Consider the following 14,169-nt stretch of genomic DNA (forward strand, 5'->3'; position numbering starts at 1 on the left):
TTTCACGTGAAACGGCCTCAGAGCGCCATCTTGAAACCCACATGCGAGGCCGTGAAGCCGAGTCGCTCATAGAAGCGGAGGGCATCGGTACGGGAGGCGTCCGAGGTCAGCTGGACCAGCACGCAGTTCCGGCGGCGTGATTCGGCGATGGCCCACTCGATGAGCCGCGTACCGAGCCCGCTGCCGCGTGCCTCCGCGTGGATCCGTACCGCCTCGATGAGCGAGCGGGTCGCGCCGCGCCGGGACAGCCCCGGAATGATCGTGAGATGCACGGTGCCCATGACCTGGCCGTCGCGCACGGCGACGACCAGGTGCTGGTGAGGGTCGGCGGAGACGCGCTCGAAGGCGGCGAAGTAGGGCGCGAGGTCATCGGGCGATTCCCGCTGGGCGCCGAGTGGGTCGTCGGCGAGCATCGCCACGATGGCGGGAACGTCGGCCGGTGTCGCGCGCCGAATCTCAAGATCGCTCATGGCGCGGAGACTACCGCCGTCGCAGACGGCGGCCCCTGCGCGTCAGCCCCGGGTGTGGGACAGGCCCAGCCGGCCTCATGGAGACGGCGACGTGGACGGCGAGGAGCGCCCGGCGAACGGGGCGCTTGAGTGGTTTCACGTGAAACACCGTGCCGCCGCACCAGCTCCTCCGGTGATTCCATGTCCGGTACGGCGTTGTTCACGCGGCGTTCATGGCAAGGGGGCCGTGAAGCCCGACCCCGCGGTGCTCGCGACTACCTTCGCCACCTCGGCCGCGGCCGCCGGCCCGGCATGATCCGCAGTGGTGTCGACGTGCTGCGGGGTGTCGGCGTCCTGTGCGAGCGTATCCGCCACGACTCGCTCGACGAGCTGGTGGCGGCCGCCGGACAGGGTCGCTCACCCCAGATCGGGTGCGTGCATCGCCCGTACGCCCTCGATGTTGCCGTCCAGATAGTGCCGCAGCGACAGCGGAACCAGATGCACCGCGGCGATACCGACCCGGCTGAACGGCACCCGCACGATCTCGTACTCGCCGACCGGCTCGTCCACCTCTGGGCCGTGTCGTTGTCCCGGGTCCATGGATTCCATGCGGCACACGAAGAAGTGCTGCACCTTCACGCCCGATACGCCGCCGTCCACGATGTGCTCGACCGTGTCGACGAAACACGGCACCACATCGGTGATCTTGGCGCCCAGCTCCTCGTGGACCTCCCGGTGCAGGGCGTCGACCACGGTCGCGTCCCCGGGCTCGACCCCGCCGCCCGGGGTGAGCCAGTAGGGGTCCACCCCGGGTTTGGTCCGCTTGATCAGGATCAGGTCGTCCCCGTCGAGCAGGATGGCGCGTGCGGTGCGCTTGACCACTGGACGTTCGGTCATGGCATGAAAATGGCCCATGTCGTTCCGCTTGAAACGCGCGGAGGGACTCCGACCCCACACGGTCACCACTCGGCCGCTGCCCGCAGCAGCGTCTCGTGGGCCCGCGCGATGTGCGCGAGGGCCAGGGTGCCGGTGCGGACGATCAGGAAGTACGTGCGCAGCGGCGGGACGGGCGGGTCGAGCAGCTCGACCAGACGGCCGCTCTCCAGGGCCTCCTCGCACAGATAACGGGGGAGCACGGCGAGCCCGGCGCCCGAGGCGGCGGACTCCAGGACGGCCCGCAGGTCGGGGGCGATGACCGTGCCGGAGGCGGCGGGCTTCGACTCGAAGATCGCGGCCCAGTAGCGGGCCACGAAGGGCAGCGACTCGTGCACCTCGACCACGGGCAGCTGGTCCAGGACCACGGCTCCCCTGTCGAGCAGCACATCCGGCGCCAGCCGCGCGGCCCAGCGCGGTGCGGCCACCAGTACATGCTCCTCGTCGCACAGTGGTGTGGCGGTGAGCAGCCCGCCGCGTGGCTGTGCGGTGGCGACGGCCAGGTCGTGGCGGCCGGCGGCCAGCCCGTCCAGGCTTTCCTCGGCGGCGCGGAAGAACGATGTCCGCAGCGTGAGCCCCTCGGAGACGAGCGGCGTCAGCGCCGGTAACGCCCGTAGGGAGAGGAATTCGGGCGGCCCTGCGAGATGGAGGGTCCGAGCCCCGACCCGCCCGTGCAGACCGCTCTCGGTGATCTCGACGAGGGCGTCCAGGTGGGGGGCGGCCCGGTGGGCGAGCTCGTCGCCGACGGTGGTGGGTGTGACGCCACGGGCCTGCCGGAGGAACAACGGACGGCCGAGCTGGCGCTCCAGCGTACGGATCTGGCTGGTCACGGCGGGCTGGGAGAGCCCCAGAAGGGCGGCGGCGCGGGTGAAGGAGCCGGATCGGTGCACGGTGACGAAGGTCCGCAGCAGGCTCAGATCCATGCCCCTCCCTCTTCCTGGTCGGCGCCTCCCCCGAGCCGTACAACTATAAATATGTCGATAGGTCGCTGTCGCTAGCGTGATTGGATACTGACGTAGGGTCAACTAGCCTGGTTCAGGCCGGTTTCGGGCACATGAGGCAGGACGGTCCGAGCCATGAGGGGGGAGGCTCGGACCGTCCGTTTCGCGTAGCTGTTCCGGTGCGGTGGCCCGTCGGCCCGCCGCCCCGCTCCGCTAGCTCCGCCCCGTCGACATGTCCAGGGCGTGCAGCACGTCGGCCACGAGATCGCCGGGGTCCTCCGCGCCGACCGAGAAGCGGATGAAGCCCGGGGGCACCGCGTCGCCGCCCCACCGCCCGCGCCGCTCCGCTGTGGAGCGCACACCGCCGAAGCTCGTCGCGTCGTCCACCAGCCGCAGCGCGTCCAGGAACCGCTCCGCGCGGTCCTTGTCGGCCAGCACGAAGGACACGACCGACCCGAACCGGCGCATCTGGCCCGCCGCCACCTCGTGCGACGGATCGCCCGCCAGCCCCGGGTAGCGCAGCCCCGTCACGTCTTCGCGGCCCGCCAGGACCTCGGCCAGCGCGAGGGCGTTGGCGCACTGCCGCTCGACGCGCAGCTGGAGCGTGGCCAGGGAGCGATGGGCGAGCCACGCCTCCATCGGCCCCGGAATCGCTCCGGTGATCTTGCGCCAGCGCCGTATCCCGGCGATGAGCCGCGGGTCCCGGCAGGTGACATGGCCGAGCAGGATGTCGCCGTGCCCGGTCATGCCCTTGGTGTCGCTGGCCACCGAGAAGTCGGCACCCAGCGCCAGGGGGCGCTGCCCGAGGGGCGTGGCGAGTGTGTTGTCCACGGCGACCAGCGCTCCGGCGTCGTGCGCCGCCGCCACCAGCCGCCGGATGTCGCACACGTCGAGGCCCGGGTTCGAGGGCGTCTCGAGCCACAGCAGTTTCGCGCCGTCGAGGACGGACAGCTGTGCGTCGCCGCCGGTCGGCGCGGTCCGCACCCCGATCCCGTACGCCTCGAGCTGCTCGCGTACGAGGGGCAGCGCCTGGTAGCCGTCGGACGGCAGGACGGCCACGTCCCCCGCGGTGAGCTGCGAGAACATCACAGAGGAGGCCGCGGCCATGCCGGAGGCGAAGACCACGGTCTCCACCGCGCCGTCCCCTGGCGCCTCCAACTCGCCGATGGCCCGTTCCAGCAGCGTCCAGGTCGGGTTCTCGTCACGCCCGTACGTGTACGGGCCGGTCGGCTCGCCGGGCAGGTGGTAGTGCGCGGCGAAGACCGGTCCGGGCAGCGTCGGCTCGTACTTCCGGGGCTCCGGCAGCCCCGCCCGTACGGCGCGGGTGCCGTCGCCCCAGTCCTGTTCCGCCCCCATCAGCCCCGGCCGTCGGGGAGTACGAGGTTCAGCGCCCACGACACGACCGAGATGATCAGGCCACCGAGCACGGCGGTCCAGAAGCCGTCGACATGGAAGCCCAGGCCCAGCTGGTCGGCCAGCCAGGAGGTGAGGAGCAGCATCAGGGCGTTCACGACCAGCGTGAACAGGCCGAGCGTGAGAACGAACAGCGGCAGGGTGAACAGCTGCACCAGCGGCTTGACGAGGAAGTTCACCACGCCGAAGACCAGGGCGACCAGGATCAGCGTCCAGGTCTTCCGGCCGGTGCTCTCGCCCGTGAGGGTGATGTCCTGGAGCAGCCAGATCGCCACCGCCAGGGCGCCGGCGTTCGCGAGCGTCTTGACTACGAAATTCATCATGTGTCTGATCGTGGCAGACGTGATCGGAACTAGGCAGGGGCGTACAGGCGATGAAGGCATTCCGGCTGGACGAACTGGAGGCGGAGCGTGCCGCCAACAACGGTGCGTACCTCCAGTTCCTGCGCGAACGGAACGTGTCGGTGGGGCTGTACGCGCTCGACGCCGGGCAGCTCGATCCGCAGCAGCCGCACAAGGAGGACGAGGTCTACTTCATCGTCAGCGGCCGGGCCTCGATCACGGTGGGCACGGAGACCGAGCAGGTCGGGCGGGGAAGCGTCGTCTACGTACCGGCCGGGGAGCCGCACCGGTTCCACCACATCACCGAGGACCTGCGGGTGATGGTGGTGTTCTCTCCGCCCGAGAGCTGACCTGGAGACCCCGGCTTCCCTAGGGGGCACCTCAGGGGACTTCAAGGGACGCGGAGCCCCCGCGGGACACCTTCCCGCCCATAGCATCGAAGGCGTTCACCGTTGTAGGACGCACAGAGAAGAGGCAGGGCAATGGCGGTAAAGGAACTTCTCGCGGGGCTGCCGTGGTGGGTGAAGTGGGTGGCCATACCGGTCATCGCCGTGGTGGTCTTCGGCGGCATGATCGCGAACGCTGTGTTCTTCGTGATCGGTCTGCTCTTCAAGGTGCTGGTCTTCGTCGCGCTCGTCGGCGGACTTATCTACGTCGTACGGAAGTTCACCGGTTCGTCGTCCTCCTCGTCTTCGTCCTCGTCCTCGTCGCGTGACGAGTGGTGAGTCGGCTTCTCCGTTAGCCCGCTTGGGGGAACGGCCCTGGCGGAACCCACCCCCGAACGGAGGCTGCCATTAGAGTGGCAGGGCTTCCGCAGCCCTTGGAAACAGGGGCTGACTGAACGCCTTACCAGCGGTTTGTACGACTGTTGCGACTGTATGCGCCGGAAAGTTCAGCGACGGACAGGAACGCGCGCAGGGGTGTCAGCGGCGATCGCTCGTGGGCACATGCCCTGGGGGTGACCTTTGGTCATGGCTTCGACTACCACTGCCCCAACTCTGATCGGCTCGGTGCAGCGGGCGCTCAGACTGCTGGAGGCCGTGGGCTCCCATGCGGGTGGAGCCCCCGCCAAACAGCTCGCGCGCGAGACCGGGCTGCCGCTGCCCACCGCGTACCACCTGCTGCGCACCCTCACCCACGAGGGCTATCTGCTCCGTGACAAGGGTGTGTTCACGCTGGGCGAGGCCGCCCGGCGCCTGGCCAGGGCAGGATCGCTGCAGAATCGTCGCAGCAAGATCGAGGACTCGCTGGCGCACTGGCGGGACGCCATCGGCGTGCCCGTCTACTTCGCCGTGTACCGGGACGGCGAGATCGAGCTCGTCGCCGTCTCCGACACGCCCGCCGCGCCCGCCGTCGACGAGTGGGCCGACTTTCGCGAGACCGGTCACGCCCACGCCATCGGCCAGTGCCTGCTCAGCCAGCTGGACAACCGGGCCCGCCAGGACCACCTGGACCGCCACCCCGTCGACGCGATCACGCCGTTCACCGTGCGCGACCGGCGGACGCTGCTGGAACGGCTGAACCGTGCGCAGCCGCCGCGGACCTTTGTCGAGCGCGAGGAGTACGCCCTCGGCACGGTCTGCGCCGCGATTCCGATCACCGCCGGCGCAGCCGCCGCGGCGATGGCTGTTTCTCTCCCCCTGCACTATGAAGAGCGATTGCTTCCCGCGGTCGAGGAGCTACGGAGTGAGATCGGAAGGCTGCTCAGCTCGTTCGCCTTCTCTATCAGTATCTGAAAACTCACTCCTTGTGATCTGCTAGCGCGTGCAGGACGATTACGTCAAGAGGGCCAGGAGGGGTCAATCCTGGCCGTTTTGTCATCACCAGTGCTTTCAGAACTGCATCGAGAACATTCATCTACAGCGGGGTACATGATGCGCGAGTCGGTTCAGGCCGAGGTCCTGATGAGCTTCGTCGTCTCGGAGGAGCTCTCCTTCAGGATCCCGGTCGAGCTCGGGTACGAGACGAGGGACCCCTTCGCGGTCCGGATGACGTTCCATCTGCCCGGCGACGCCCCGGTGACCTGGGCCTTCGGCCGTGAGCTGCTCGTGGACGGGATCAACAGCCCCGCCGGGGACGGCGATGTGCGGATCGAACCGGCCGGCGACGAGGAGCTCTCGGACATCCACATCCGGCTGCGCGTCGCCTTCGACCAGGCGCTGTTCCGCGCGAGCGCACCGCCGCTCGTCGCGTTCCTCGACCGCACCGACAAGCTGGTGCCCCTGGGGCAGGAAAACACGCTCGGCGACTTCGACGAGGGCCTGGAGGAGGCCCTCGGGCGCATCCTCGCCGAGGAGAACGCGGGCTGAGCGGACGTCCAGCCGCCTTTGCCGCCGTACTGCTCTGCCGCACCGTTCTGCGTACCGCCTCGCCGTATGCCCTGCCGGACCACCGGGCCCGGGCCCCGGGGGCGGGGGGTCCGGGCCCGGTAACGCCCGCTTCAACGCCCGGCGTCACTTCCTGCGGCGGCGCCCTCGCCCGGAGCGCCCGGGAGGGGTACCGGGAGGGGTACCGGCGGCGGGCGCGCCCGCCGCCGGCCGGTCGGCAGAGACGACCAGCGCCGCCAGACCCGTCGTCACCGGCACCGACGCCACCAGGCCGATCGAGCCGACCAGCGTACGTACGATCTCCTGCGCCACCAGTTCGCTGTTGGCGACGGTCCCCACGCTGCTCTGCGCGATCGAGAACAGCAGCAGCAGCGGCAGCGCCGCACCCGCGTACGCCAGCACCAGCGTGTTGACCACCGAGGCGATGTGGTCGCGCCCGATCCGGATGCCCGCCCGGTACAGCGCGCGCCGACCCATCCGCGGATCCGCCTGGTGCAGCTCCCACACCGCCGAGGTCTGGGTCACCGTCACATCGTCCAGCACACCCAGCGAACCGATGATGACACCGGCCAGCAGCAGACCGGACATGTCGATGTCCGGATAAAGCCCGTGGATAAGGCCGGTGTAGTCGTCCGTGTTGCCGGTCAGCCGCGCCCAGCCGATGAACAGAGAGCCCAGCACGCCGATCAGCACCAGCGAGATGAGCGTGCCGATCACCGCGACGGATGTCCGCGCACTCAGGCCGTGGCTGAGATAGAGCGCGATGAGCATGATCGCGCTCGCTCCGACCACAGCCACCACCAGGGGATTCGAGCCCTCCAGGATCGCCGGGAGGATGAAGAACGTCAGGAAGGCGAAGCTGCTCCCGAGCGCGACCAGTGCCATCACGCCGCGCAGCCGCCCCACCGCGACCACTGCGAAGGCGAAGAGGGCCGCGAGAACCACCAGCGGGAACTTCCGGTTGACATCCGTCACCGAGTACTGGAGGTCCTCCGGCGCGTCCGGCGCGTACGCCACGATCACGCCCTGGCCCTGCTCGAGTTGGCGGGGCGCGTCGGGCTGCACGATCTCCGTGAACGTACGGCCCTTGTTCTCACCGGTGGTGACCTCGATGGTCACCCGCTTGCACTGCCCCTGCTGCGCGTTGACCGCCTCCCGCCCCTGCGGTGTGCTGGTGTCACCGGTCGGCGGGACCTGCGCGGCGTTCACGTCCTTGCAGTCGACCTGCTCGACGCGGACGACGTCGCCCTGCTCGGTCTGCCGGTCGAAGCCGACGCCGGTGCGTTCGTGAGCGGGGGCTCCGTCCGGCCACAGGACGGCGAGGCCGACGAGCACCGCCGTGGCGAAAGGAATCAGCACTGCGGTGATGACCTTGCGCAGATGCTTGGAGACGGGCGCGGCCGGCCCATGGGCGTGCGTGTGGACGTGCGCGAGCGCGTCGGGGTCCGGGTGGCCGGATTCAGGGCCGTGTCCGTGGCCGTGCTCCGGGCCCTGCTCCGACCCGTTCTCCGGGTGCTGATGCGAGGAAGTCACCGACCGATCATCGCAAGAACGGTAGGGGCCCCCTGTTCAGCGTGGCCGGAATGGCGTTAGCGTGGTGGCACATTTGCACACGCGGGAGCTCGGAGCACCGGGCTGAGAGGGCGCTGACCTCCGTCCCCGCGATGTTTCATGTGAAACATCGCCGACGGAAGCCGCTGCGTCGACCGCCGAACCTGTTACCGGGTAATGCCGGCGTAGGGAGTAGGTCAGGATGACCGTTCAGGACGCACGCACGCCTGCCTCCAGCACCGAGGAGAGCGGGAAGTCCATCGGCTGGCACAAGGGGTACGTCGAGGGGTCGCGCCCCGACCTCCGCGTGCCGGTCCGCAAGGTGCACCTCACCAACGGCAAGGACGTCACTCTGTACGACACGTCCGGGCCCTACACCGATCCGAATGTCGAGACCGACGTACGCCGCGGGCTGTCGCCGCTCCGCGAGAACTGGATCGTCGCGCGCGGCGACACCGAGGAGTACGCGGGCCGTCCGGTCCGTCCCGAGGACGACGGCATCAAGCACACCTCGCCACGCGGGGGCCTGCGCAACCTCGACGCCGTCTTCCCGGGCCGGCCGCGCCAGCCGCGGCGGGGGCGGGACGGCCAGGCGGTGACGCAGCTCGCGTACGCCCGCCGTGGCGAGATCACGCCGGAGATGGAGTACGTCGCGCTCCGCGAGAACGTCTCCCCCGAGGTCGTACGCGAGGAGATCGCGGCCGGCCGCGCGGTGCTTCCGGCCAACGTCAACCACCCGGAGATCGAGCCGATGATCATCGGCAAGCGGTTCCTGGTGAAGGTCAACGCCAACATCGGCAACTCCGCGGTGACATCCTCCATCGAGGAGGAGGTGGAGAAGATGACCTGGGCGACCCGCTGGGGCGCCGACACGGTCATGGACCTCTCCACCGGCCGCAACATCCACACCACCCGTGAGTGGGTGCTGCGCAACTCCCCCGTCCCGATCGGCACCGTGCCGCTCTACCAGGCACTGGAGAAGGTCGATGGCAGGGCCGAGGAGCTGACCTGGGACATCTACAAGGACACGGTCATCGAGCAGGCCGAGCAGGGCGTGGACTACATGACCGTCCACGCGGGCGTGCTGCTGCGGTACGTGCCGCTGACCGCCCGCCGCAAGACGGGAATCGTCTCGCGTGGCGGCTCCATCATGGCCGCGTGGTGCCTGGCGCACCACAAGGAGTCGTTCCTGTACGAGAACTTCGAGGAGCTCTGCGAGATCCTCGCCGCGTACGACGTGACGTACTCGCTCGGTGACGGCCTGCGGCCCGGCTCCATCGCCGACGCCAACGACGAGGCGCAGTTCGCTGAGCTGCGCACGCTCGGGGAACTCAACACGATCGCCAAGCGGCACAACGTACAGACCATGATCGAAGGCCCGGGCCATGTCCCGATGCACAAGATCAAGGAGAACATCGACCTCCAGCAGGAGATCTGCGAGGAGGCGCCGTTCTACACACTCGGCCCGCTGACCACGGACGTCGCCCCGGCGTACGACCACATCACCTCGGGCATCGGCGCCGCGATGATCGCCTGGTGGGGCACCGCGATGCTCTGCTACGTCACGCCCAAGGAGCACCTGGGCCTGCCGAACCGCGACGACGTGAAGACCGGCGTCATCACGTACAAGATCGCGGCGCATGCGGCGGACCTCGCCAAGGGGCATCCCGGCGCGCAGGAGTGGGACGACGCGCTGTCGGACGCGCGGTTCGAGTTCCGCTGGGAGGACCAGTTCAATCTGGCTCTCGACCCGGACACGGCCCGTGAGTTCCACGACGAGACCCTCCCGGCGGAGCCCGCCAAGACCGCGCACTTCTGCTCGATGTGCGGCCCGAAGTTCTGCTCGATGAAGATCTCGCAGGATATTCGGCGCGAGCACGGCGGCGATCTCAAGCAGGACGAGATCGAGGCCGGAATGGCGGAGAAGTCCAAGGAGTTCGCCGAGGCGGGCAACCGGGTGTACCTGCCGCTCGCGGACTGATGGTAGGTGGGCGGTGCCCCGGTCGGTCGACTGCGGGCACCGCCCCCTCGTCTGAGGCCGTCTCACTCTGTCCCGGTTCGGGGACGTCGACCGACGGCCGTTGCCGGGGCGAGGACACGGTTGAGCTGCGGATCGGTGACGCTTTGGCCAGGAGCCCCAGTTGCCTTGATCATGCGACCGGCGCATGGATAAGTTTCGGCCGCTTGGCTGAAATTTGATGCGCTTCTGACAAGGGGCATGGGGAGGGAACCGAGTGAGCTGGTACCTGGCAGTGCTCAAGAACTACGCCGGATTCAGCGGACGTGCACGCCGCACGGAATACTGGATGTTTATGCTCTTCAGCATGATCTTCACGATCGTCCTGGCGGGCATCGGCGTAGCCATCGAGACGATGATTCCCTACGCGCTCTACTACGTCGCGGTCCTCGTTCCCTCGATCGCCGTGACGGTCCGTCGCCTGCACGACACCGGACGCTCGGCCTGGTGGCTGCTGATGTACTTCGTGCCGCTCGTCGGCGCCATCGTCATGCTTGTCTTCCTCGCCACCGACGGTCAGCACGAGGAGAACAAGTACGGCGTGAACCCCAAGTTCTCGCCCGCCGTCTGAGCCGACGTCCCGGCCGTGGCCGGAGCGCGAACAACGGGCCGGACCAGCGTCGAGCTGTCCGGCCCGTTGTCATGCCGACGGGCCAACGGGCGCTCCGACACGGCGGGCCAACGGGCGCTCCGACGCGGCCGGTCAGTCCGTGCGGGGTTCCGGGCCTCTCAGGTCCGGGCTGGTGAAGCCGGTGCCCGGCGGGCGGGCGAGTCGGCGTGGCGGGTCCGGGACGGCCGGGGCCGTGCCCGGTTCGGCCAGGGCCTCGCGGAGGAAGGGCAGGATGCCGCGCTCCAGCAGGGCGTGCCGCCAGGCCTCCCGTGCACGGGAGATCTCGTCGGGCAGGTCACCGCCCGGCTCCTGTGGTGCGGGCACCTCGGTCGAGCGGTTTCGCAGGGCCGTGACCAGCAGTCCGATGGCTGCGGCCAGGATGCCGGCGGCGGTGACGGCGGCGAAGAACCAGCCGGCGGCGAGTAGCGGATCGGCGATGTCCGGCGGCGGGTCGAGCACCTTCAGCAGGTAGCCCACGAGCAGGAAGATGATCGCCGCGGTGCCCGCCAGGATCGGCGCCAGGACCGTGACGACGACACCGAACCCGGCGCCGGGTGTCGTCTCGTCACCCGAGCCGCCGAGTACCGAGGCCATCACGGACACGCCCGAGGGTCTGCGGTGCTCTTCGCGCACGCGTACGAAGTGGTCGTACTCCGTCGCGGCGGCCGTGCTGATCAGCGCCGAGGCGTCCAGCGCCATGGTGCGGAGCTGCTCGGCGTTGAGGCGCTCGCCGAGCGCGTCCAGATCCGGTCGGTCGGGCGCGGTGCGCAGCGCCTCGTCGAGGATTCGCTCAAAGTCGGCGCGGTCCTCGGGCAGCAGGTGCGGAGCGCTCTTCATGGTGCATCCCCCGATACTCCCGTTGGGCATGGAACCCGCGTAGAAACGGCAGTTGGGCACGCCGATGGTAGAGCCGTTACGGCGAGGGGTGACAGAGGTTTCCGCAAATCGCCTGCCCCGGCTGCGCTCAGTTATGCAGCGGGAGCCGGCGAACCAGCAGCTTTCCGGCCATGGTCACGCCGCCGTCCATGGCGATCGCGAGCCCGTCCGCGTACACGTGCGGGCCCTCGACCGTGGGACCGGTCGCCTCGCCGTCGGCGGCGTCCTCGGTGCCGACCTCGCCGAGCAGGTACGGGATCGGGCTGTGTCCGTGTACGACGCGCTGCCCGCCGTACGCCGCGAGCAGTTCCCGGACGGCGCCGGAACCGCCCTCGTCGCGGAACGCGAACCGCTTGGTGAGCTTGCGGAAAAGCTCCCAGCATTCATCGGCGTCGTTGCGGGTGAGTACCTCGTGGACGGTGTCGTTGACGTCCTCGATGCTGGTTCCGTAGTCCAGGTAGGCGGTGGTGTCGGAGTGCAGGAGGAGGTGGCCGTCCTCCTCGACGATCGCGTCGAGCCGGGACATCCACTGGAGGTGCACGTCCTGGAGGCGGTCCATGTCGCTCTTCTGGCCACCGTTGAGCAGCCAGGCCGCCTGGAAGGTCGCGGTGCCGGCACCGGAGTTGACGGGAGTGTCGCCGAACCGCTTCGCGCCGAGCAGCAGCAGTTCGTGATTGCCCATCAGGGCCTTGCAGTAGCCGCCGGCGGCGGCAGCCTCCGCGGACAGGCGCATGACCAGGTCGATGACGCCGATGCCGTCGGGGCCGCGGTCGGTGAAGTCGCCGAGGAACCAGAGGCGGGTGTTGCCGGCCGCCCAGCGCCCCTCGGCGTCGATGAGGCCCTGCTCGTGCAGCGCGGCGACGAGTTCGTCCAGATAGCCGTGGACGTCGCCGACCACGTACAGCGGGCCGGGAGTCGCGCCGTGGGTGCCCTGCGGGGCGGGAGCCGTCGCGGGGACCTCGGGCGGGGCGACCGGGACCTGGAGCGTGTCGCCCCGGTTGATCACCGGGAGGTCGCGCTCGGTGGGGGTGTACCCGTCGGGGTATTCGTCCTGAGAGTAGGCGTCGCCGGGGTGGGCGCCGACGGAGTGCGGCGGCTGCGCCTGCGGAGCCTGCGTCGCGGGATGGTCCGCCTCGGGCTGCTGCGGGTGAGGTTGCGTGGAATGACCCTGTACGGGCACCTGGGCGTACGGCGGTACGCGGAAATCACGCAACGTCGCCGTCCGCACCACGGGTCCCTGACTGGCCCCCTGAGTCATCGACCCCTCCACCACCGTCGCGACGCCCTCACATCGCGGACCGGCCTGGTCGGGGCGGCCCGCGGTGTCGTGCGCCCATCATAGGAATGAGGCTTGTGCTGTGTGACGCACCAGGGGTGGTGAATCAGGGTGCACACCCGGTTCATCGGCCGTTTCGCCCTAATTGAGAAGGTTTGGACCGGGGGAGACGGGGTTCCTGGCAGGGTGCCGCCAGGAACCCGTCGGCTTCTTGCGATGTTATGCCCCGTTGTTACCGGGCTGTCATTCTACGTCCGCACGCGTCCTCAAGTGTCCTCAAGCCCCCGGACCGTGCGCGTCCGCGTCCTACTCCTGGTGCGGAGAGCGCGGTGCGCTGACCGTCGTGCGGGGCGACCTCCGCTGTGACGACGTCCGGATGATCAGCTCCGTCGGTATCACCTGCTCGACCGGCCGGTCGTGGTCGATGCCCTCGATCGCGTCGATGAGCAACTGGACCACGGCGGTGCCGATCCGGCGCGGCTTCAGCGACAACGTGGTGATCGGCGGCTCGGTCGTGGCGTACACGGTCGACTCGCTGCAGCAGACCAGGAGCAGGTCCTCCGGGACGCGCAGCCCGTACCGCCGCGCTGCGGCCAGCAGGTCCGTACCGTTCGGGTCGAACAGGCCGTACACGGCGTCGGGCCGGTCGGGACGGGCCAGCAACCGGTCGGCGGCGACCGCGCCGGCGCACGGGTCGTGGGCCGGGTACGACTCGTACACGGGGTTCTGGCCGACGCGCTCGCACCAGTTCAGATACGCGGTGGTGGACAGCCGGGTGTACGTGTCGGTGGTCGTCCCGGTGAGCAGGCCGATCCGGCGGGCGCCGGCCTCGGCGAGGTGGTCCAGCAGGCCGACGACGGCGGCCTCGTGGTCGTTGTCGACCCACGCGGTGACCGGGAGGGTGCCGGCGGGGCGGCCGTCGGAGACGACGGGGAGGCCCTGGCGGACCAGTTCGGTGACGACCGGGTCGTGGTCGGAGGGGTCGATGACCACGGTGCCGTCGAGAGCCACGTTCGACCAGACGTCGGCGGGGCTGCGGCGCGAGGTCGCGGGCAGGATGACCAGGGCGTAGCCGCGCGCGAGTGCGGCGGAGGTGGCCGCTCTGACCATCTCGGCGAAGTATGCGAACTCGGTGAAGGTGAAAGGTTCATCCCCGTATGTGGTCACCGTCAGGCCGATGAGGCCCGATTTGCCGGTACGGAGGGTTCGGGCGGCCGCGGAGGGCCGGTAGCCCAGCCGGTCGGCGACCTCGCGGACGTGCCGGCGGGTGGCGTCCGGGAGCCGGCCCTTGCCGTTGAGCGCGTCGGAGACAGTCGTGATGGAGACGCCGGCCGCGGCGGCCACGTCCCGGATGCCCGCGCGCCCCTGCCGGCTTCCCCGGGTCTGTGCCCGGCTCACCTGGTGCTTCCCTGCTGCTGTCATGGCGAGCCGATAG

General features: G+C 69.5%; 15 protein-coding genes and 1 riboswitch. Of the genes, 6 read left to right on the plus strand and 9 right to left on the minus strand.

Annotation, left to right across the window (positions count from 1 at the left end; translation table 11 throughout):
* Positions 1–17: 17 nt before the first annotated feature.
* The 5 genes from FVS66_RS03485 to FVS66_RS03510 all read right to left on the minus strand — a co-directional run bounded on the left by FVS66_RS03485 (position 18) and on the right by FVS66_RS03510 (position 4,059).
* Positions 18–470 carry a GNAT family N-acetyltransferase gene (locus FVS66_RS03485; protein WP_149179480.1) on the minus strand — a complete coding sequence of 151 codons (453 nt, stop codon included), beginning with the start codon at positions 468–470 and terminating at the stop codon, positions 18–20.
* A 396-nt stretch (positions 471–866) separates the two neighbouring features.
* Positions 867–1,346, minus strand: coding sequence for an NUDIX hydrolase (locus FVS66_RS03495; RefSeq protein WP_149179481.1), 480 nt, complete (start codon positions 1,344–1,346; stop codon positions 867–869).
* Between the two features lie 62 nt (positions 1,347–1,408).
* The gene (locus FVS66_RS03500) at positions 1,409–2,305 is read right to left on the minus strand and encodes a LysR family transcriptional regulator (RefSeq protein ID WP_149179482.1); all 897 of its coding nucleotides are present in this window, start codon (positions 2,303–2,305) and stop codon (positions 1,409–1,411) included.
* A 231-nt stretch (positions 2,306–2,536) separates the two neighbouring features.
* The gene (locus FVS66_RS03505) at positions 2,537–3,679 is read right to left on the minus strand and encodes a cystathionine gamma-lyase (protein WP_149179483.1); all 1,143 of its coding nucleotides are present in this window, start codon (positions 3,677–3,679) and stop codon (positions 2,537–2,539) included.
* A complete protein-coding gene (locus tag FVS66_RS03510) occupies positions 3,679–4,059 on the minus strand; it encodes a phage holin family protein (RefSeq protein ID WP_149179484.1) in 381 nt (126 codons plus the stop codon). Before FVS66_RS03510 ends, FVS66_RS03505 begins: the two co-directional genes overlap by 1 nt.
* Before the next feature lie 50 nt (positions 4,060–4,109).
* Between FVS66_RS03510 and FVS66_RS03515 the strand changes: the two genes are divergently transcribed.
* The 4 genes from FVS66_RS03515 to FVS66_RS03530 all read left to right on the plus strand — a co-directional run bounded on the left by FVS66_RS03515 (position 4,110) and on the right by FVS66_RS03530 (position 6,386).
* Positions 4,110–4,427, plus strand: coding sequence for a cupin domain-containing protein (locus FVS66_RS03515; RefSeq protein WP_149179485.1), 318 nt, complete (start codon positions 4,110–4,112; stop codon positions 4,425–4,427).
* A 132-nt stretch (positions 4,428–4,559) separates the two neighbouring features.
* The gene (locus FVS66_RS03520) at positions 4,560–4,802 is read left to right on the plus strand and encodes a DUF5326 family protein (RefSeq protein ID WP_149179486.1); all 243 of its coding nucleotides are present in this window, start codon (positions 4,560–4,562) and stop codon (positions 4,800–4,802) included.
* Positions 4,803–5,048: 246 nt separating this feature from the next.
* On the plus strand, positions 5,049–5,813 hold the full coding sequence (locus FVS66_RS03525; RefSeq protein WP_149179487.1) for an IclR family transcriptional regulator: 765 nt from the start codon (positions 5,049–5,051) through the stop codon (positions 5,811–5,813).
* A 138-nt stretch (positions 5,814–5,951) separates the two neighbouring features.
* The gene (locus FVS66_RS03530; RefSeq protein ID WP_149179532.1) at positions 5,952–6,386 is read left to right on the plus strand and encodes an SsgA family sporulation/cell division regulator; all 435 of its coding nucleotides are present in this window, start codon (positions 5,952–5,954) and stop codon (positions 6,384–6,386) included.
* Between the two features lie 144 nt (positions 6,387–6,530).
* Here FVS66_RS03530 and FVS66_RS03535 read toward each other — a convergent pair whose 3' ends face one another.
* Positions 6,531–7,937 carry a YibE/F family protein gene (locus tag FVS66_RS03535; RefSeq protein WP_149179488.1) on the minus strand — a complete coding sequence of 469 codons (1,407 nt, stop codon included), beginning with the start codon at positions 7,935–7,937 and terminating at the stop codon, positions 6,531–6,533.
* Positions 7,938–8,008: 71 nt separating this feature from the next.
* Positions 8,009–8,164, plus strand: a riboswitch (TPP riboswitch).
* Between FVS66_RS03535 and thiC the strand changes: the two genes are divergently transcribed.
* Both thiC and FVS66_RS03545 read left to right on the plus strand, forming a co-directional pair.
* A complete protein-coding gene (gene thiC / locus FVS66_RS03540) occupies positions 8,158–9,936 on the plus strand; it encodes a phosphomethylpyrimidine synthase ThiC (protein ID WP_149179489.1) in 1,779 nt (592 codons plus the stop codon). It overlaps the preceding riboswitch by 7 nt.
* A 253-nt stretch (positions 9,937–10,189) precedes the next feature.
* Entirely contained in the window at positions 10,190–10,543 is a 354-nt protein-coding gene (locus FVS66_RS03545; RefSeq protein ID WP_149179490.1) for a DUF805 domain-containing protein, read from the plus strand.
* 132 nt (positions 10,544–10,675) lie between these two features.
* Here FVS66_RS03545 and FVS66_RS03550 read toward each other — a convergent pair whose 3' ends face one another.
* The 3 genes from FVS66_RS03550 to FVS66_RS03560 form a co-directional block, all read right to left on the minus strand.
* Positions 10,676–11,419: a hypothetical protein gene (locus FVS66_RS03550; RefSeq protein WP_149179491.1), complete on the minus strand. Its 744-nt coding sequence runs from the start codon at positions 11,417–11,419 to the stop codon at positions 10,676–10,678.
* A 127-nt stretch (positions 11,420–11,546) separates the two neighbouring features.
* Positions 11,547–12,716: a metallophosphoesterase gene (locus FVS66_RS03555; RefSeq protein ID WP_149179492.1), complete on the minus strand. Its 1,170-nt coding sequence runs from the start codon at positions 12,714–12,716 to the stop codon at positions 11,547–11,549.
* Positions 12,717–13,040: 324 nt separating this feature from the next.
* Complete coding sequence (locus FVS66_RS03560) at positions 13,041–14,156, minus strand: LacI family DNA-binding transcriptional regulator (RefSeq protein WP_149179493.1); 1,116 nt, start codon at positions 14,154–14,156, stop codon at positions 13,041–13,043.
* Between the last annotated feature and the right edge of the window lie 13 nt (positions 14,157–14,169).

It is taken from the genome of Streptomyces sp. TRM49041, assembly GCF_008271805.1.
Lineage (GTDB): Bacteria > Actinomycetota > Actinomycetes > Streptomycetales > Streptomycetaceae > Streptomyces.

What these genes read in the sequence shown, in the direction of transcription:
- FVS66_RS03485 (WP_149179480.1), bottom strand. Translation starts at nt 470, where the DNA reads ATGAGCGATCTTGAGATTCGGCGCGCGACACCGGCCGACGTTCCCGCC.
- FVS66_RS03495 (WP_149179481.1), bottom strand. Translation starts at nt 1,346, where the DNA reads ATGACCGAACGTCCAGTGGTCAAGCGCACCGCACGCGCCATCCTGCTC.
- FVS66_RS03500 (WP_149179482.1), bottom strand. Translation starts at nt 2,305, where the DNA reads ATGGATCTGAGCCTGCTGCGGACCTTCGTCACCGTGCACCGATCCGGC.
- FVS66_RS03505 (WP_149179483.1), bottom strand. Translation starts at nt 3,679, where the DNA reads ATGGGGGCGGAACAGGACTGGGGCGACGGCACCCGCGCCGTACGGGCG.
- FVS66_RS03510 (WP_149179484.1), bottom strand. Translation starts at nt 4,059, where the DNA reads ATGATGAATTTCGTAGTCAAGACGCTCGCGAACGCCGGCGCCCTGGCG.
- FVS66_RS03515 (WP_149179485.1), top strand. Translation starts at nt 4,110, where the DNA reads ATGAAGGCATTCCGGCTGGACGAACTGGAGGCGGAGCGTGCCGCCAAC.
- FVS66_RS03520 (WP_149179486.1), top strand. Translation starts at nt 4,560, where the DNA reads ATGGCGGTAAAGGAACTTCTCGCGGGGCTGCCGTGGTGGGTGAAGTGG.
- FVS66_RS03525 (WP_149179487.1), top strand. Translation starts at nt 5,049, where the DNA reads ATGGCTTCGACTACCACTGCCCCAACTCTGATCGGCTCGGTGCAGCGG.
- FVS66_RS03530 (WP_149179532.1), top strand. Translation starts at nt 5,952, where the DNA reads ATGCGCGAGTCGGTTCAGGCCGAGGTCCTGATGAGCTTCGTCGTCTCG.
- thiC (WP_149179489.1), top strand. Translation starts at nt 8,158, where the DNA reads ATGACCGTTCAGGACGCACGCACGCCTGCCTCCAGCACCGAGGAGAGC.
- FVS66_RS03550 (WP_149179491.1), bottom strand. Translation starts at nt 11,419, where the DNA reads ATGAAGAGCGCTCCGCACCTGCTGCCCGAGGACCGCGCCGACTTTGAG.
- FVS66_RS03555 (WP_149179492.1), bottom strand. Translation starts at nt 12,716, where the DNA reads ATGACTCAGGGGGCCAGTCAGGGACCCGTGGTGCGGACGGCGACGTTG.
- FVS66_RS03560 (WP_149179493.1), bottom strand. Translation starts at nt 14,156, where the DNA reads ATGACAGCAGCAGGGAAGCACCAGGTGAGCCGGGCACAGACCCGGGGA.